Origin of the sequence: Catenulispora pinisilvae, from assembly GCF_015356865.1 — a bacterium.
In the GTDB taxonomy this organism is placed as follows: domain Bacteria; phylum Actinomycetota; class Actinomycetes; order Streptomycetales; family Catenulisporaceae; genus Catenulispora; species Catenulispora pinisilvae.
Map to the genome: position 1 here is coordinate 1 of NZ_JAAFZA010000224.1, position 16803 is coordinate 16803.

The following is a 16803-nucleotide window of genomic DNA, read 5'->3' on the forward strand; positions in this document are numbered from 1 at the left end:
CCCGCCCCACACCGCCCGGAAAACGGCAAGCGGAGCTGACGCTTCATCAGTCCCCGCCCCAGGTGAAGCGCCAGCTCCGACCCACCAGCAAATCATGCTGAGAAATAGCTGAAACGCCAAGGGTTGTTGCCGATCGGTTATCAACTTTTGCGCGGTGATGACCGTTTCGTGATGCTACCGCCACGTACCGCGCAGTTGATCACGCCCCACAGTCCCCGCGCCGGTGCTTCAATAGCGCCATGACGCCCCGCGCGACCCCGGTGCCGCCCGCGATAGCCGCCCTGCCGCACGATCTCCGCGGCTACCCCACCCCGGCCATCACGCCGCGCGATCCCGAAGGCAACCCGACGTTCGCCATCACCAGCGCCGCCCGCTCGCTGATCTGCGCAGTCGAGCGCCGCTGCTCGATCTGCGGCACCCCGATGCCGCCGGGCCCGGTCTACCGCGTGATAGCAGCCGCCGAAACGGAAGCACTGGTCGCGGCCCAGGCCGCCGGCCGCAGCGTCGCCAACAAGGCACCCTCCCCCGAAGCGCCCGGCCACCGCACCTGCATGCTCTTCGCTGCCTTCACCTGCCCCTTCCTCGCCCGCCCCAACGCCCGCCGCGGCCAGGACGCCGACGTCATGGGCGCCGCCCTGACCCGCGGCACACCCCGCGGCAGCTCCGCGGAGACCGGGAACGACATCGGCGGCGCCGTCGCGGGTTTCGCAGAGTACGAATTCCGCTACACCCCGGGCGAGAACCAGGTGGCGTTCATCTTCACCGGCCTGACCGAACTACGCCCGCACCAGCTCGGCGCCGACCAGATCCCCGAGCTCATCGCGGCTCTGGCCGACAGCGACAGCCAGCCCCCGGCCGACGCCCAGCCTCCAACGATGGAGGCGTGCCCGCCCTATCTCCTCAACGACGAGGCCGTCGCCGAGGCGCATGCCAGAGCGATCCTCGAAGCGGCGATGGCGCGAAAGCAGTAGCTCAGCGGCCGCGCACCTCAGCCGACCGGCCACCCACCTCGACTTCGCCGCGAGCCATCGCCAGCCGCGCCCGCAGATCGCGAACCTTCGCGCCCAGATCGTTGTCCAGCCCCCATGACGCGTTCATCGGCGCCGGCAGCACGCGCCGGCGTCCGGAACCGGTGCGCAGCAGGACCCGACTGACGTCGCCCTCTCCCGACTCCTTCTGCTCGAAAGTATCGACGTCGTCCCACGTCCGGGCATGCCGTTTCTTGCCTTCGCCAAGGAAGGTGCAGAAGCGAGCTTTACTAGCCTTAGTCAGTGTATTCTGGACTAACGGCTAGAGTGCGGAACCCCTTCTGGGTGGCCGACATCTTTAGCACCTCCGCCGATCGTCCCAGAAAATATTCATTTACCGACTGGTGGAGCTTGCGTGCGTCCTGCACGAAGGAGGGGGCATTAAACCGCGAACCAGGCTTGAATCTTATAGCGAACTCACGCGCGGCAACGGTGATTTCGTGTAGCCCGTTTACGGGCGGCGTCCTTTCAGCGTTCTCGACAAACGGAAACCCGCGCCGCACTAACAGGTGAATAGCGCTTGTCGCTGCCTCAAGTGGCGGAAGGACCGCGCTATCAAATCTCGCAGAATCGCAGGCAGCGCCCGCCAGGAGATCTTGCCATACGAGTTCAACGGCGGTAAGCCATCTGCGTACCTGGGTTCGCACCATTGAGATCGCCTCAAGTATCTGCGCTTCCTCCTCTGCTCGGCGGGCCTCTGCCTGCTGTTCCTGGTCCTCCTCTGACCGTACCCGTTGAAGCTTGATCGGGCCGAAAACCGCACCCAACGTGCCGATCAACGCGCCTCCAAGCCCGCTAGCCAGGGGCACAACCACGGTTGCAATAGCCGACATAACTCCAACTATGCACGAACACTGACGTACGGTCGGTCTGAACGTTCACTCGATACCTAAAGGGTGGCTGATGCGGCACGTAGCGGAAGATCCGCTTGCTGCGCTACGCGGCGTACGTCTCGGACCGGAACAGGGCCGTGAACTCGCCCGGCCCGTACCGCTCATCGAGCCAAGATTGGAGCGTTACCAGGTTCCCGCCGAGAGTCGCGGTAATGATGACCTCATGGAGTTCCTGCGAGTCGGGTCCGCCTACCTCCGATAAAAACACGTCATATGGGGCGTTGATGCCCTGCACGTAGCCGTTCATCGACTCAAGCCACGGAGCCGTGGCGGGTACCGCCTGAACCTCCCCAACGGCGTCTAGGAAGGCGTGGTGGTCGATGCCGCCAGGCGGGCAGGAAAGCCCGGTCTTGGTCACGGCTTCCCGCGTCACGGTGGTCGCGTCCACATCGAACGCGCCTTCCATGATGACGCCGAGATTCCGTGTCGTGGTCGAACCCTGTGGGTCGCGGGATGAGTAGGTGCTGCCGGACGCCCGGCGGAAGTTGATGCCGTGCTGTGAGCGGTGAATGCCGTATCCGCCATCATCGGCACCGAGCCGGTACGACCGGAACGTCAGGAAGTGGCAGCAGTCATGAACGTAGGCGTGAAGGAGATCCGCCCCGACCATGCCCGGCGCTGCGGGGGTGATACCGGTCCGGTCTCCGTAGCGGCTGATCACAGCCGCCGCCTGCACATACCGGTACCCGGGCGCTTGGGTGTCATCCGGCGTGCGACGTGGCAACAGCCGGTCATGGAAACCGCCGAAGCCGCCAGCCGTTGAGGCCACGGCCATGAACACCCGTTCCTGAGGCAACAACTCCGATTGCCCCAACGCGGCGAAGCGGTCACGGGCCAACTCCAGACCGGCCGCGAACACCTCTGTATCTGGGCCGGACAGGTCGGCCACGACCTCATCCATAGTGGAGAACGTCAGGTGCGGATACTTCTCTGCCAGGCGCAACGTGCGCCGGGGATCAGTCCGGTACCGCGTCAGCCGGTCAAGGATCTCCCGCTTCTGTTCCGTGGTCCCGGTCAGCTTCTCGTTCGGCGTGAGCACGCCCATTGTCGTTGTCCCCCTTGAACCAGTAGCGATGCTGATGGATCAGGTCTCTGTGCGACGGCAACAGGCCGTCTGGTAGCGCGTCGAGGTCGAAGAACCCGGCGTCGAGAACTTCTTTGGGGTCCGGCCGGTAGGTTCCGCCGATGAACTCGCCGAGAAAGACGACTTCCGCGCGGAGCTTGAACCCGGTCACCAGCGCGACCGGCTCAGGTCGGGTCTTCACCACGTAGCCGGTTTCCTCGCGTGCTTCGCGCACTACCGTCTGATCCCACGTCTCGCAACCCTTCGCGTAGCCGGTGACCAGCCCCCACGGCCGTGACGGCTTCCACATGCGGCCTTTGATCAGAAGAACTTGCCCGTGCTCGTTCCTGACGAGCCCGGACACGCCAACGATGAATTTGGGTTGTGTGACCCACAGGATGCGCCATTGCACGCCCCCGGCGTGCCTCCCGATGAACGTCCAGATTCGTTCTCTCATCAGATCAGCCTGTCAGGGCTCACCGTGACGGCGCGGACGAACGCGCCGGACACTGAACACCGGATGCGGTGTCCTGATGGAACGACTGGTAGGCGAACCCAAGCATGACCAGTACGACAATCACGCCAACGGTTGTCACAGCTTCTCTCCTGCTTAGCGGTGGCGCACCCGCCCGCCCGGCACGCGCCACGGGGGGAAGTCGCCTCAACAGGCGGAAGGGTGGATCAGGGGGTGCTTTACAGCAATTGGCCGGCTCAGGTGACCCGCCGACCGGTACGGGATCGGCGGGAGTCTCGGAGTCACAGCGGTAGGCACACGTCTACGTCCTCGGTGTTGAGGAGCTGGATCGGCGCCGCGTGGCCCATGTTGAAGATCTTCACTAACGGCCCGCACTCTTCGACCCGTTCGGCCTGGACTCAACCCACGTGATCGCGGAAGATGAACGCGCCCTCGGGGACGAGCGCAGAGGCCATCTTGGTCTGACTACTCGGAACCGACATGCCTGTCTCCGGCTTCTCCTAGTTGCCTTCCTCGTCGTCGCGCGCCCACAGCTTCGAGCTGGCAAGAAACGTCTGATCGGGGATGCTGGCAAACTCCACCGTGACGAACTTGCGCCACTGTTTGGCAGCCGTCCCCGGCACCGGAGCGTCGTAGGGCCGTCCCACCTTCGCCACCTCGTGCCAGGCCGAGTCCGGGTCCAGGTGCACCCACTGGCCAGGCTTGAGCATGGCCACCGGCACGCACCGCTGGTTGGCAACGAAGTAGCGTCCGGGCTCCGCCGGACCGGTCATCGGCTTCACGGCAGTGATTGCGTGGCTTGTCGTCCTCACGGCCTGTTCCCTTCTGTACGTCTCAGATCTTTTAGACCATAACGACGCAGGTAGAAGGCCGGATAGGACGAGTCACGTACTCGCATAGATTGCATAGATTGCTCAGGCGCGGGCGCGGAACTCCGCCGCGAGCGACGCCAAGAGGTCGGTTGCATCGGTACCCCAGAGCGTGAATCGCTCGAACTCCCGGAACTCTTCAAGGTGAATGGCCACGTCTCGGGGATCACGCATGATGATCATCCCGCCAAGTGTTTCCGCTGTCGCCAGCACTTCGTCGTAGATCGTGAAGACGTTGAGCGGGGACACGGGCAGCGGTGCCCGGAACGGCGTCACACCGAGTCGCACACTCGGTAAGAGCGCAACGGAAATCAGGCGGTCCACCTGCACGGCCATCGCATCAAACGGCAAGAGCGGCCATCTCACGGCCGCTTCAGTAAGGAGGAACGTAAACGACTTGGACCGCTCATAAAGCACGGCTTGCCGTGCAAGGCGCTTCGCGAGCGCCTTGGGCTGAGCCGCGATGTCCGTGGCTCTGGCGTATTCGGGCGTCTGCAACAGCCCTGTAAGCATGGTGGGAAGGAAGTGCCGGATCTCGTGAGCGTCGCGCTCAAGCGCCTCAAACTCGCGTTGCAACTGGAGAAGCCCAGTACGGCGCTCAGTGCGGAAGTCTCGATACTCGGTGTTCGCCAGCCGGGCGAGTTCCATCAGCTCATCGGCTTGGACCCTGGGCACTTCGAGGGCTCGAAGGATGGCCTGCACGTCGAAGACGGAGGGCAACGCCCGTCCGGTTTCAATACGGCTGATCTTGGTTTGGCTCATCCCCGTTCGTACAGCAAGACGTTCCCCGGACAAGCCGGAAACCCGCCGCAGTTCCTTGAGAGCGGCGGCGAGGTCGGCTCGCTGTTGTTCTTGCCCCTCAGGCTCAATCAGTGCGGGTACTCCCCATAGGGAACCGACGCGGCAAGCGCCAGGTCACGCCACTTGATGTACTGGTCCAAGTCGGGATCTTCTACAAGCTCCCGACCGATCTGTGTCCCATCCGGCCGGTACAGCATCCGAACCACGGTGGTCTCATCGAAAAGCCACCAGTCTTCGCACGGAAAATCGGGATCGCGGTCCGTGATGTCGACAATACGGATGTCTTCACCAGCGGGAACGTTGTAGTCATACCCGTAGGCGAACTCATAGCGGATGTAGTCACTCAGCGGCCGTCGCAGAACACGGACGCGCTGAACTGGCCGGCCCTCAGCCGCCGCCGTAGCAACGGTGTCAAGCCACCCGTAGTGATAGCCCTCAGACGGTAGCTCTCCTGCAAGGAATCCCAGGAACTCCTCTGCCTCGTCAGGCATCGTGTACACGGGTAGCGTCTCCAGCCGGAACGCGGACCGTGTGAAACTCGTGAAGTACCGAGCCCACTCATCACCGGCCAAGAGCACGGGCAGCCTCCAACAAGATCTCTCGGGGGATCTCCACAATCCCCTCTCCATCTGGTGTCGCGCGGTCCACCACGTAGCCCTGAACGGCGACAGTACCCCGGTCCGTGACGAACACGGTCGGGCAGTCGCCAGACTTACAGTCGTCGCCTTGCTCAGGGTCGCAGTCCCCGCCACTGATAAGCGTGAGCTTCACAGCGTGTCTCCCTCGCTGGTGATGGCCTGATCACTATTGGCGAGGCTAGGGACGGCTCAGCAGCCGGTCAACGGCTAGTCACGTTCTCGCATAGACCGGTAGTCACGTTCGCGCATGAGCGCCTAAACACAAGGCCCCAGCACGTCATCCGACACGCCGGGGCCTCTCGTTGTGGCTCGTCAGAGCCCTGTGATCACGCAGTCGGCGGCTTGTTCCCGATCCGCATCACCGGACCGGTCGTGTCCTGGAAGAAGTCATTCCCCTTGTCATCCACCACGATGAAAGCCGGGAAGTCCTCCACCTCGATCCGCCACACGGCCTCCATCCCGAGCTCGGCGTACTCCAGCACCTCGACCTTCTTGATGCAGTCCAACGCCAGGCGGGCCGCGGGGCCGCCGATCGAGCCGAGGTAGAAGCCGCCGTGTTCGGCGCAGGCGTCGGTGACCTGCTTGGAGCGGTTGCCCTTCGCCAGCATCACCATCGAGCCGCCGGCGGCCTGGAACTGCGCCACGTAGGAGTCCATGCGGCCGGCGGTGGTCGGGCCGAAGGAGCCGGAGGCGTAGCCCTCGGGGGTCTTGGCCGGGCCGGCGTAGTACACCGGGTGGTCCTTCATGTACTGCGGCATCGGCTCGCCGGCGTCGAGGCGTTCCTTGATCTTGGCGTGCGCGATGTCGCGGGCCACGACCAGGGTGCCGGTCAGCGACAGCCGGGTCTTCACCGGGTACTGCGACAGCTCCGAGCGGATCTCGGACATCGGGCGGGTCAGGTCGACGCGGACCACGTCGTCGTCGAGGTGCTCGTCCGTGGTCTCCGGGAGGAAGTGGCCGGGCTCGAACTCCAGCTGTTCCAGGAACACGCCCTCGCTGGTGATCTTGCCCAGCGCCTGGCGGTCGGCCGAGCAGGAGACGGCCAGCGCCACCGGCAGCGAGGCGCCGTGCCGGGGCAGGCGGATGACGCGCACGTCGTGGCAGAAGTACTTGCCGCCGAACTGCGCGCCGATGCCGATCTGCCGGGTCAGTTCCAGCACCTCGGCCTCCAGCTCCAGATCGCGGAAGCCGTGCGCGGTGATCGAGCCCTGCTTCGGCATCGTGTCCAGGTAGTGCGCGGAGGCGTACTTGGCCGTCTTGAGCGCGAACTCCGCCGAGGTGCCGCCGATCACGATCGCCAGGTGGTACGGCGGGCAGGCCGCGGTGCCCAGGGAGCGGATCTTCTCCTCCAGGAACCTCATCATCGCCTTGGGGTTCAGGATCGCCTTCGTCTCCTGATACAGGTATGACTTGTTCGCCGAACCGCCGCCCTTGGCCATGAACAGGAACTTGTACGCCTCGCCGTCGGTGGCGTACAGCTCGACCTGCGCCGGCAGGTTCGAGCCGGTGTTCTTCTCGTCCCACATCGTCAGCGGCGCCATCTGCGAGTACCGCAGGTTCAGCCGGGTGTAGGCGTCGTACACCCCGCGCGCGATGTGCGCCTCGTCGCCGCCGGCGGTCAGCACGTTCTGGCCGCGCTTGCCCATCACGATCGCGGTGCCGGTGTCCTGGCACATCGGCAGCACGCCGCCGGCCGAGATGTTGACGTTCTTCAGCAGGTCCAGCGCCACGAACCGGTCGTTCGGCGAGGCCTCGGGGTCGTCCAGGATGTTCCGCAGCTGCTGCAGGTGGGTGGGCCGCAGGTAGTGCGCGATGTCGTGCATCGCGGTCTCGGTGAGCAGCCGCAGCGCCTCCGGCTCCACCTGCAGGAACGTGCGCCCGCCGGCCTCGACGGTGCTGACGCCCTCGGTGGTGAGCAGGCGGTACGGGGTCTCGTCCGGCCCCGCTGGGAGGAGGTCGGCGTACTCGAAGTCAGGCATGTCTCCAGCGTACTCACGCCCCACGGAGCCCCTGCTTGTGCCGTGTGCCACACCCGCCGCACGGGAAGTTGCCGCTAAACATCATACGTCTTACCATCGGACGCATGACGATATCGCTCGATCGGCCCGGCGCGTCCCGGGGCAAGCACCGCCGCACCGGCCGCACCGGCCACGACGGTCCCGCCGAGCTCGTCGAAAGCCCTGAGACTGAGACCACCGGCGCCCTCGACAGCGCGGGAGCCCTCAAAAGCGCCGGAACTCTCGAAACCGCCGGAACTCTCAAAACCACCACAGCCCTGGAAACCATCGAGCGCCTGGGCGAGCCCACCGAACCGGCCGACCCCGAGGAGCGCGACCAGCAGCACCTGGCCGGCGGCGCGCTGATCCTGGCCGGGATCATCCTGGTCGCGGCCAACCTGCGGCTCGGCGTCTCCTCCACCGGCCCGCTGCTGGACCAGCTCCGCGACCGCCTGCACCTCGGGGCCGGCGTCGTCACCCTGCTCCCCACGCTCTGGGTCGTGATCTTCGCCTTCGCCGGTCCCGCCGGCTCCTGGCTGGCCCGTCGGCACGGCGCCGGCTCGGTGCTGGCCGCGAGCCTGGCGGTCCTGGTCGCCGGCTCCGCGGTGCGCGGCATCCCGGACGTCCCGGGCCTGCTGGGCGGTTCGGTCCTGGCCGGCGTCGGCATCGCGCTGGGCAACGTGCTGCTGCCGGTCGTGGTGCGCACCTACTTCCCGCACCGGATCGGCGCCATCACCGGCATCTACTCCACGATGATCGCCCTGGGCTCGACCGTCGCCGCGGGCATCGCCGTCCCGCTGTCCGACACCCTCGGCGGCCCCTCCCGCGGCCTGGAGTTCTGGACCATCCCGGCCCTGGCCGGCCTGGCGCTGTGGATGGCCAGCCACCCGCACCGCCGCCGCCACGACCGCACGGCCGCCACCGCCGCGCAGGCTCCGCACATCCCGCTGAAGTCGCTGGCCAAGTCCAAGCTGGCCTGGGCCATGACCGTCGCCTTCGGCCTGCAGAGCATGTCCGGCTACGTGGTCATGGGCTGGATCCCGACCGTGCTGCACGACCACGGCATGTCCTCGGCGGCCGCCGGCACCGTGCTGAGCGTGACGTTCGCGGTCAACGCGCCGCTGTCGTTCATCGTGCCGCTGACCGCCGCCCGGCTGCCCAGCCAGCGGCTGCTGGCCATGGCCCTCGGCGTGGTCTTCGCCCTCGGGTTCGGCACCCTGATCGTCGCCCCGGCCTCGCTGGCCTACCTGGCCGCGGTCCTGATCGGCATCGGCATGGCCGCCTTCCCGCTGGTGCTGACGATGATCGGGCTGCGCGGCGGCTCCCCGGCCGGCACCGCGGCGCTGTCCGCGTTCTCCCAGTCCGCCGGCTACCTCATCGCCGCGATGGGCCCGATCATGTTCGGCCTCCTGGGCCACGCGCTGCACAGCTGGACCGTCCCGCTGGCCATCATGGTGGTCGTGGTGCTGGCCCAGGGAGTGGTCGCGGCCTACGTGGGATCACCCAAGCGCGGCACGTTGGCAGCGCCCGGCGGGGAGTCCGACTCGATGGCCCCGGCCGCGAACTGAAAGACTGCCGTCGTGGCGAACGGACTCACCGGCATCCAGCGCGGCTCCCTGGTCGACGAAGTCATCGACAAGCTCCGCGAACAGGTCAGCAGCGGCGCCTGGCCCGTGGACACCCGCATCCCCACCGAACCGGAGCTGGTCGAGGCCCTGAACGTGGGGCGCGGCACGGTCCGCGAGGCGGTGCGGGCGCTGGCGCACGCCGGGCTGCTGGAAGTGCGCCGCGGCGACGGGACGTACGTCCGGGCCCGAAGCGAGCTGTCCGGTGCCCTGCGCCGCGAGATCCAGGCGACGACGCACGACCACGTGCAGGAAGTCCGCCGCGCCATCGAGGTCGAGGCCGCGCGACTGGCCGCCGGCCGGGCCGACGCCGCCGACCTCGACGCGTGCACAGACGCCCTGGCCGCCCGCGACGTGGCGGCGCGCAAGGTCGAGAAGGCCAGTCCGGGCGACAACTCGTGGGTCGACGAGTGGGTCGAGGCGGACGCGAACTTCCACACCGCGATGGTCGCCGCCGCCGGGAACCCCCTGCTGCTCGACCTCTACCTGGAGATCGGCAGCGCGCTGCGCACTGTTCTGTACGACCGGGCCCTGCGTACCAACTTCGACCGGTTCCTCGTCGCCGGGCACAGCACCCTGCTGGACGCCGTGCGCGCCGGGGACCCCGAGGCGGCCGTGCGGGAGGCCTCGCTGAACGTCGAGACAAGCGCTGAAGAGTAGGCGCCGCCTCAGATCGCGCCTCGCGGCCCCGTTCAGCCCGCCGAACCCGCCGAGTTCCGCCGAGCCTCCCGAACCCCCGAGCCCGCTGAGGCCCGCCGGCCTCGCCGAGCCCGCCGAGCCCGGCGACGACAAGCCCTTCCCACGATCGCCCCGCGTATAGTGCACAAGGTGAGCGTGCCCGCAGCTTTTCCGGCCAACGATCCCCACAACACCATGCGCGCCTCCGACGCCGACCGGGACCGCGTGGCCGAAGCCCTCCGGGAGGCCTACGCCGAGGGCCGTCTGGACGTCGAGGAGCACAACGAGCGTCTGGACCGCACGTATCAGGCCAAGACGCTCGGCGAACTGACGCCGTTGCTGTCGGACCTGCCGCAGCGCCACACCCACACCGCGTCCCCCGTGCCGGGCCCGGGCAACCCGATTCCGGCGATGCCCGCCGACTACGCGCCGGGCTCCAGCGTCACCGCGGTCTTCGCCGAGCAGAAGCGCGGCGGACGCTGGCTGGTGCCGTCCCAGACCACCGCCGCGGCGATCTTCGGCCAGGTCACGATCGACCTGCGGGAGGCCGTGCTGACCCAGCGCGAGGTGGTCATCGTCGCGAACGCGGTGTTCGGCTCGATCGAGATCAAGGTGCCGCACGGCGTCGTGGTGCGGGACGAGGGCACCGCGGTCTTCGGGTCGCGCAGCGGCTCGGACCGCAACGCCGCCGGCGACGTGCCGATCACCCCGGACTCGCCGGTCGTGGTGCTGCGCGGGATCGCGTTGTTCGGCGAGGTCTCGGTGCGGTATCCCAAGCCGAAGAAGCTCGGCAAGTTCCTCGGGCGCTGAGTGGACTACGCCGACTAGCTCTGGTCGAGCTGACCCTGGTCGAGCTAAGCCCCGGTTGAGCTAGCCCTGGTCGAGCCAAGCCCTGGTTGAGTTAAGCCCTAGTTGATCGGGCTGGCCACGCACGCGGTCCCGTAAGCGCAGATCTCAGTTCCGAGCTCGCCCGGCGAGGTCTCGAACCGCATCGCCAGCACGGCGTTGCCACCCCGGTTCGCAGCTTCCTCGGTCAGCCGGGCCATCGCCTCCATCCGGCTGTCGACGAGCATCTTGGTCTGCCCCTTCAGCTCGCCGCCCTTCAGCGACTTCATCGCCGACCCGAACGAGCTGCCGATGTTGCGCGCGCGGACCGTCAGCCCGAAGCACTCGCCCAACACCCGTTCGATCCGGAAGCCGGGCAGGTCGTTCATCGTGCTCACCATCACGCTGTTCGCAGGGTCCTGGCCGCCGCTGTAGTCAGTACTCATAGCACCAGCTTGGGCAGCGGCCCCGCGATCGGCGCGCTAGGCGAGCGAATGGGTTAGCGCGAACTCCGCCATCCCGTCGGCGAAGTCGACCCGCGGCCGCCAACCGAGTTCGTCGCGGATCCGGGCGCTGGACGCCGTGATGTGCCGGACGTCCCCGAGCCGGTAGCCGCCGGTCACCACCGGCGCCGGACCGGCCATCGCCCGGGCCAGTTCGGCGGCCATCTCGCCGACGGTGCGCGGCGTTCCGCTGCCGACGTTGTAGGCGCGCAGCTCGCTCGCCCCACGTCCGGCCGTGTCGAAAGCCCACTCCAGAGCGGCCACGTTCGCGGTCGCGACGTCCCGCACGTGGACGAAGTCCCGCCGCTGGCCGCCGTCCTCGAACACCGCCGGCGCCTCGCCCCGCAGCAGGGCCGAGCGGAACAGTGCCGCGACTCCCGCGTAGGGCGTGTCGCGTGGCAGCCGGGGGCCGTAGACGTTGTGGTAGCGCAGGGCCACGGCCCGGACGCCGTCGGCCAGCCGCACCCAGGACGCCGCCAGGTACTCGGTCATCACCTTCGAGGCGGCGTAGACGTTGCGCGGGTCCAGCGGCGCGTCCTCGCCGACCAGACCGGGGGCCAACGGCTCTGCGCAGATCGGGCACGGCGGTTCGAAGGACCCTGCGATCAGATCGTCCTCGCGGCGCGGGCCGGGACGGACCCAGCCGTGCTCGGGACACTCGTACCGGCCTTCGCCGTAGACGACCATCGACGAGGCGAAGACCAGCGCGCGCACTCCCGTCTCAGCCATCCCGGCCAGCAGGACAGACGTCCCGAAGTCGTTGTGGGACACGTAGTCCGGCGCGTCGGCGACCGTCCGGTCCAGACCGACCTTCGCCGCCTGGTGGCAGACCGCGTCCACCCCGCGCAGGGCTCTGCGAACCTCGCCGGCGTCGCGCACGTCGGCGCCGTCCACCAGGTCCAACGTCTCGACCTCGTGCCCGGCCGCCGTCAGCGCCTCGACGACATGCGACCCGATGAACCCGGCGGAACCGGTGACCAGAACCCTCATGCCGTCGACGCTAGACGCCGAAAGCGGCGCCGCACCCCATGCGACGCCGCTGTTCAGCGAACCGTAATGAGCTGCCCCGAAGGCGGCAGCGGGCGCCCCGTGAAACTCCCCCGATGAACTAGTCTCCTGGCTCCCTGGCTCAGGAGACTAGGCGTCCACGTGCCCGGCGTCGTCCCCGTGCCCGCCGTCGTCCGCCTGCCCGCCATCACGGTCCGGCCCGGCTTCCCGGACCACCTCGACCTTGCGCATCGCGTCCCGCAGGTCGCCGACCCAGTCGCCGGCGTGCTTCTCCACGAGCCGTACGCACCAGGCCAGCGCCTCGCTCCTACTGCGCGCCACACCGCCGTCCACCAGGGTGTCCAGCAACGCGCGCTCGGGCTGCTTCAGCCGGGTCATCACCGGCACGGACAGGTGCGTGTACAACCGCCCCTGGTCCCCGCACCGCACACCCCAGGAGACCTTGCGCCTGAACTTGTGCTCCGCGTCCCGGGCCACGGCCATCCGCGCCTCGCGCGTGCGCTCCCGGAACTCCTTGATCCGGCCTTCGACGGCGGCGGCCTTCTCCGCCTCCGAGGCCCCTTCGGCATATGCGGGCTCCGGTATCCGCCCGACCACCGTGATCTCCTCACGGTCGACGGTGACCTCCGGCGCGCCCTCGAACAGGTCCTCCGGCAGCCGTCCCGTGAACCACCCTCTGGTCTTCTCGATCAGTTCTTCCCGTGTACTCATGTATCCACGATTACACGATTACATCGACTACGACAGCTTCCCGAGCACACGACTGAGGGCCGGGCGTTCGCCATCAGCGAACGCCCGGCCCTGCCCCTGGTCCCCCAGGGAGGTCTGCGAGACCTGTGTCGATCAGTGTGCGCGCCACACGCGCGGCTTCACCGCAATCTCCAGTTCCTTCTAGCCCTTCAGTCCTTGCAGTCCTTTCACCAGCCAGCGCGGGTACCGGCACCCGTCCACACAACGGGACGCCGTTGACCCTCGCGAAGACCTCTCGAAGGCTTCTCTCAGTGACCGTCTCTCTGTGAATTTGTCTATTTATCTATGCCGGGTCGATCGTGGACGACTCAGACGTCGCACCGCCCTCGTCGTCACCACCCGTCGCGGCGTATCGGGCCGGGCCACACCCCGGGTCCGTACGGCATGAGTGGTTCTCGTGGCATCGTTCTGAACGCGTTCATCGGCGCCAGCTGCCTGTTCCGGCGCCGGGCTCCAATGTAGGCGCGGGGCACCAGGAGCCTGATCCGTCAGGCGACGTAGAAATACGCATTGAAGTGTCTGTAACACGGACCGCAGGCCCTGCGTCGGTACGGGTGGAATGTTCGACGAGGGAAGCGCGGGGTGGCCCATGGCGAAGCACGACGATGAGTTCCTGGAGTTCGCCTCGGCGCGGACTCCACACCTGTTCCGTACCGCGTACCTGATGAGCGGGGACTGGCACCAAGCCGAAGACCTGGTCCAGGAGACGCTGGGCAAGGTCTACGCGGTGTGGGGGCGCAAGCGGCGGATCGAGAACCCGGACGCCTACGCGCAGACCGTGCTGACCCGGACGTTCATCTCGGCCCGGCGCAAGCGCAGCTCCCGGGAGCTGCCCTCGTCCCGACTGCCGGAGGCCGAGTTCCACGAGGCGGACGCCTCCCTGCGCGTGACCTTGCTGGATGGCCTGGCGGCCCTGCCGGCCAAGGACCGCGCCGTGCTGGTCCTGCGGTTCTGGGAGGACCGCAGCGTTGAGGAGGTGGCGCACATCATGGGCGCCAGCTCCGGCGCGGTGCGCACCCGCACCAACCGGGCCCTGGCCCGGCTGCGGGGCTCGCTGGGTGATCTGCTTCCGGATCTCGCCCTCACCTGAAGATCAGAACCCTGTGGCTCCGAAAAAGAAGGAAGCTGACATGCCTGAAGACTTGGCCGGTGTCATGCGCACCGCGACAGAGGACCTGCACCCCAACGTCGGCAAGCTGACCGCCGGCGGCATCGAGCGGGGCGTGCGCAAACGCCGCACCCGCCGCTTCTCCCAGATCTCCGGCGCGACGCTCGGCGTGGCCGCGGTGTTCGGCACGGTGGCGATGGTCGTCCCCGACCATGGCGGCAGCGACGGTTCGGGGACGAGCGTCTCGGCCGGATCGGCCGCCTTGTCGCACGGCACCTCGCACACCACCTCACAGAATGGCGCGCTCGCCGCGCCGACGTCCCCCCCGGCCCCCGCCCCGAACAGCCCGAGCAGCGCGAGCAGCCCGGCCACCCCGGCCGCGCCGCCGGTGAGCGGCGACGACATGGTGACGTGGCTGAAGCAGACGCTACAGCCGTACCACTTCAGCAACGAGAAGGTGCTGTACAAGGCCGGGACGGGCGACGCCGGCGGGCCCTTCGCCACCCTGCAGGTCAGCTACCCGGCCGGGGTCGGTAGCGTCTCACTGGTCGTCAACCGCGAGGCCTGGCAGGACCCGAACGGCTCGCTGCCGCCGTACTTCTCCGTGCAGAACCTGCCCGACGGCTCGCACCTGGAGATATTCAACGGGCCCGAGTGGCCGGCCGGCAACGGCGACCCGACCTCGAAGCGGATCGAAGTCTCGTGGTACCGCACCGACGGCATCCTGGTCGACTTCCAGGTCCTCAACCAGGCCCAGGAGAAGGGCGGCACCACCGCCTCGGCACTGCCGCTGACGGTGGATCAGGCCACGAAGGTCGTGCAGTCGCCGGTATGGAACAAGGCGATCGCGTCGGTGCCCGCTCCGCCGGCGCGGAGCGTGCCCAGCGGGGCGAAGGCTGACTCCCTGAAGGAGAAGGCCGTTCACCCGAATTCGGGGACCGGGTCCGGCTCCGACGTCGGCTCCGGCAAGAACTAGCGCAGCTGTAGCGCCAACTCGGAGAGGTCTGTCGTCGGGGTCTGACATACGAAGCCACGGCAGACGTACGCGGCCGGTTCACCGTTGATGGTGGGCCGGTCGCTGAGCAGTTCGGGGAGGATTTCGCCGTCCGCCGTCCCGACCGCCGGGGTCACCGCGATGACCAGGCCCGGGGCGCTGCTGGCGAAGACGATCTGGTGCAGGGCGCGGAAGGCCTGGCTGCTGGGTGATTCGTCGGCGCCGCCGTCGCCCTTGTCTGCTTTGTCGCCTGTCCCGGCACCGTCTGACGTTCCCGCACCCCACTCACCCACGAGCGCCACCTCACGGGGCCCGTCCGCCACCGCCTCGGCGACCGCCAGCCCCCAGCCCGCGAACCTCGGCGCCTTCTCGGCCAGCGCGCCGGTGAAGCGCAGCGCCTGCTCCGCGGCCTCGCGATGGCGTCCCGAACCGGTGAGCGCGGCGTAGGTCAGCAGGGCACCGGCCGCGGCGGAGGTGCCGGCGGGCGAGGCGTTGTCGGTCGGATCGGCCGGCCGGAAGATCAGGGCCTCGGCGTCGGCGGCGGTGTCGTAGAAGAGTCCTGATTCATCACGGAACTCCTCGAGGACGACGTCCAACAACCGGCCCGCGAACGCGAACCAGCGCGGCTCACCGGTCACGCCGTACAGCGCGAGCAGGCCCTCGGCGACGTTCGCGTAGTCCTCCAGCACGCCCGGATTCTGGCTGCCCGCAACACCATCGCGCGAGGTACGCGTCAGCCGCCCCGCCTCGCCGTCCCAGTGGACGCGCTCCAGCATCTCAGCAGTCTGCCGCGCCGCCGCCACCAGCTCCGGCCGCCCGGTCACCGCCCCGGCCTCAGCCAACGCCGCCACCGCGAGCCCGTTCCACGCCGCCACGGCCTTGTCATCACGGCCCGGCGCCGTGCGCTGATCGCGGCGTGCCTCGAACAGCCGGGAGCGAACATGCTCGAACCGGCCCTGATCATCAGGCTCCTGCAACAGCCGCAGGACGGACAGGCCGTGCTCGAAGGTGCCCTCGGCCGTCACATTGAAGACCTCCGCGGCCCAGGCCCCGTCCTGCTCGCCGAGGACATCGACCAGCTGGTCGGCGTCCCAGGCGTAGAACTTGCCCTCGACTCCGTCCGTGTCGGCGTCGAGCGAGGAGGCGAACCCGCCACCGGCACCTTCCAGCCACAGCTCCCGCAGCATCCAACCGGCGGTCTGATTGACGACGCGCAACGCCAGCTCATCACCGGTCGCCCGACGCAGATGCAGGTAGGCCCGGAGAAGCAGGGCATTGTCATACAGCATCTTCTCGAAGTGCGGCACCACCCACGCGTTGTCCACGGAGTAGCGCGCGAAACCCCCGCCGAGCTGGTCGTAGATACCGCCCCGCGCCATCGCCTCACACGTCCGCAACACCATCGCGAGCGCGTCCACATCCCCGGTCCGCGCATGATGCCGCAGCAACTGCTCCAACGTCATCGACGGCGGAAACTTCGGCGCACCCCCGAACCCACCCCGCTCGGCATCGAACTCCCGCAACAACACCCCGACCGCACCACCCAAC

17 protein-coding genes are annotated in these 16803 nt (G+C 68.0%); 6 read left to right on the plus strand and 11 right to left on the minus strand.

The window, feature by feature from the left end; all coding sequences use genetic code 11:
• Positions 1-239 precede the first annotated feature (239 nt).
• Complete coding sequence (locus IZR01_RS39125) at positions 240-971, plus strand: hypothetical protein (protein WP_194926796.1); 732 nt, start codon at positions 240-242, stop codon at positions 969-971.
• 993 nt (positions 972-1964) lie between these two features.
• Here the strand turns inward: IZR01_RS39125 and IZR01_RS39130 are convergent.
• The 7 genes from IZR01_RS39130 to IZR01_RS39160 all read right to left on the minus strand — a co-directional run bounded on the left by IZR01_RS39130 (position 1965) and on the right by IZR01_RS39160 (position 7746).
• Complete coding sequence (locus tag IZR01_RS39130; RefSeq protein ID WP_194898254.1) at positions 1965-2810, minus strand: hypothetical protein; 846 nt, start codon at positions 2808-2810, stop codon at positions 1965-1967.
• Between the two features lie 91 nt (positions 2811-2901).
• Entirely contained in the window at positions 2902-3441 is a 540-nt protein-coding gene (locus tag IZR01_RS39135; protein WP_194898253.1) for an NUDIX domain-containing protein, read from the minus strand.
• A gap of 518 nt (positions 3442-3959) precedes the next feature.
• The gene (locus IZR01_RS39140; RefSeq protein WP_194898252.1) at positions 3960-4241 is read right to left on the minus strand and encodes a hypothetical protein; all 282 of its coding nucleotides are present in this window, start codon (positions 4239-4241) and stop codon (positions 3960-3962) included.
• Positions 4242-4373: 132 nt separating this feature from the next.
• The gene (locus tag IZR01_RS39145) at positions 4374-5201 is read right to left on the minus strand and encodes a helix-turn-helix domain-containing protein (RefSeq protein WP_194898259.1); all 828 of its coding nucleotides are present in this window, start codon (positions 5199-5201) and stop codon (positions 4374-4376) included.
• Positions 5198-5707 carry a DUF6879 family protein gene (locus tag IZR01_RS39150; protein WP_194898251.1) on the minus strand — a complete coding sequence of 170 codons (510 nt, stop codon included), beginning with the start codon at positions 5705-5707 and terminating at the stop codon, positions 5198-5200. The genes IZR01_RS39145 and IZR01_RS39150 overlap by 4 nt, the downstream gene beginning before the upstream one ends.
• Positions 5691-5900, minus strand: coding sequence for a hypothetical protein (locus IZR01_RS39155; protein WP_228555750.1), 210 nt, complete (start codon positions 5898-5900; stop codon positions 5691-5693). The genes IZR01_RS39150 and IZR01_RS39155 overlap by 17 nt, the downstream gene beginning before the upstream one ends.
• Before the next feature lie 193 nt (positions 5901-6093).
• Positions 6094-7746 (minus strand): fumarate hydratase, encoded by a 1653-nt coding sequence (locus tag IZR01_RS39160; RefSeq protein ID WP_194898250.1) that lies wholly within the window; start codon positions 7744-7746, stop codon positions 6094-6096.
• A 104-nt stretch (positions 7747-7850) separates the two neighbouring features.
• Between IZR01_RS39160 and IZR01_RS39165 the strand changes: the two genes are divergently transcribed.
• From IZR01_RS39165 to IZR01_RS39175, 3 genes are all read left to right on the plus strand, one after another.
• The gene (locus tag IZR01_RS39165) at positions 7851-9332 is read left to right on the plus strand and encodes a CynX/NimT family MFS transporter (protein WP_194898249.1); all 1482 of its coding nucleotides are present in this window, start codon (positions 7851-7853) and stop codon (positions 9330-9332) included.
• Between the two features lie 12 nt (positions 9333-9344).
• On the plus strand, positions 9345-10049 hold the full coding sequence (locus IZR01_RS39170; protein ID WP_323746636.1) for a FadR/GntR family transcriptional regulator: 705 nt from the start codon (positions 9345-9347) through the stop codon (positions 10047-10049).
• Between the two features lie 168 nt (positions 10050-10217).
• Positions 10218-10877, plus strand: a complete 660-nt coding sequence (locus IZR01_RS39175) for a DUF1707 SHOCT-like domain-containing protein (protein WP_323746635.1) — start codon at positions 10218-10220, stop codon at positions 10875-10877.
• Positions 10878-10975: 98 nt separating this feature from the next.
• Here the strand turns inward: IZR01_RS39175 and IZR01_RS39180 are convergent, their stop codons facing one another.
• The 3 genes from IZR01_RS39180 to abmR form a co-directional block, all read right to left on the minus strand.
• The gene (locus IZR01_RS39180) at positions 10976-11338 is read right to left on the minus strand and encodes a YbjQ family protein (protein ID WP_194926797.1); all 363 of its coding nucleotides are present in this window, start codon (positions 11336-11338) and stop codon (positions 10976-10978) included.
• Between the two features lie 36 nt (positions 11339-11374).
• The gene (locus IZR01_RS39185; RefSeq protein WP_194898247.1) at positions 11375-12385 is read right to left on the minus strand and encodes an NAD-dependent epimerase/dehydratase family protein; all 1011 of its coding nucleotides are present in this window, start codon (positions 12383-12385) and stop codon (positions 11375-11377) included.
• Positions 12386-12532: 147 nt separating this feature from the next.
• Complete coding sequence (gene abmR, locus IZR01_RS39190; RefSeq protein ID WP_194926798.1) at positions 12533-13114, minus strand: ATP-binding transcription factor AbmR; 582 nt, start codon at positions 13112-13114, stop codon at positions 12533-12535.
• Between the two features lie 628 nt (positions 13115-13742).
• On the opposite strand from abmR, the gene IZR01_RS39195 reads away from it, so the two are divergent.
• Positions 13743-14243, plus strand: a complete 501-nt coding sequence (locus IZR01_RS39195; protein ID WP_194926799.1) for a SigE family RNA polymerase sigma factor — start codon at positions 13743-13745, stop codon at positions 14241-14243.
• 40 nt (positions 14244-14283) lie between these two features.
• On the plus strand, positions 14284-15237 hold the full coding sequence (locus IZR01_RS39200) for a hypothetical protein (protein ID WP_194926800.1): 954 nt from the start codon (positions 14284-14286) through the stop codon (positions 15235-15237).
• Here the strand turns inward: IZR01_RS39200 and IZR01_RS39205 are convergent.
• On the minus strand, positions 15234-16803 hold a 1570-nt coding region (locus tag IZR01_RS39205), incomplete at its 5' end, for a thioredoxin domain-containing protein (protein ID WP_194926801.1). The two genes, IZR01_RS39200 and IZR01_RS39205, sit on opposite strands and share 4 nt — an antisense overlap.

Coding starts and splice junctions, on each gene's coding strand:
- IZR01_RS39125 (WP_194926796.1), top strand. CDS start 240: ATGACGCCCCGCGCGACCCCGGTGCCGCCCGCGATAGCCGCCCTGCCG.
- IZR01_RS39135 (WP_194898253.1), bottom strand. CDS start 3,441: ATGAGAGAACGAATCTGGACGTTCATCGGGAGGCACGCCGGGGGCGTG.
- IZR01_RS39160 (WP_194898250.1), bottom strand. CDS start 7,746: ATGCCTGACTTCGAGTACGCCGACCTCCTCCCAGCGGGGCCGGACGAG.
- IZR01_RS39165 (WP_194898249.1), top strand. CDS start 7,851: ATGACGATATCGCTCGATCGGCCCGGCGCGTCCCGGGGCAAGCACCGC.
- IZR01_RS39180 (WP_194926797.1), bottom strand. CDS start 11,338: ATGAGTACTGACTACAGCGGCGGCCAGGACCCTGCGAACAGCGTGATG.
- IZR01_RS39185 (WP_194898247.1), bottom strand. CDS start 12,385: ATGAGGGTTCTGGTCACCGGTTCCGCCGGGTTCATCGGGTCGCATGTC.
- abmR (WP_194926798.1), bottom strand. CDS start 13,114: ATGAGTACACGGGAAGAACTGATCGAGAAGACCAGAGGGTGGTTCACG.
- IZR01_RS39195 (WP_194926799.1), top strand. CDS start 13,743: ATGGCGAAGCACGACGATGAGTTCCTGGAGTTCGCCTCGGCGCGGACT.
- IZR01_RS39200 (WP_194926800.1), top strand. CDS start 14,284: ATGCCTGAAGACTTGGCCGGTGTCATGCGCACCGCGACAGAGGACCTG.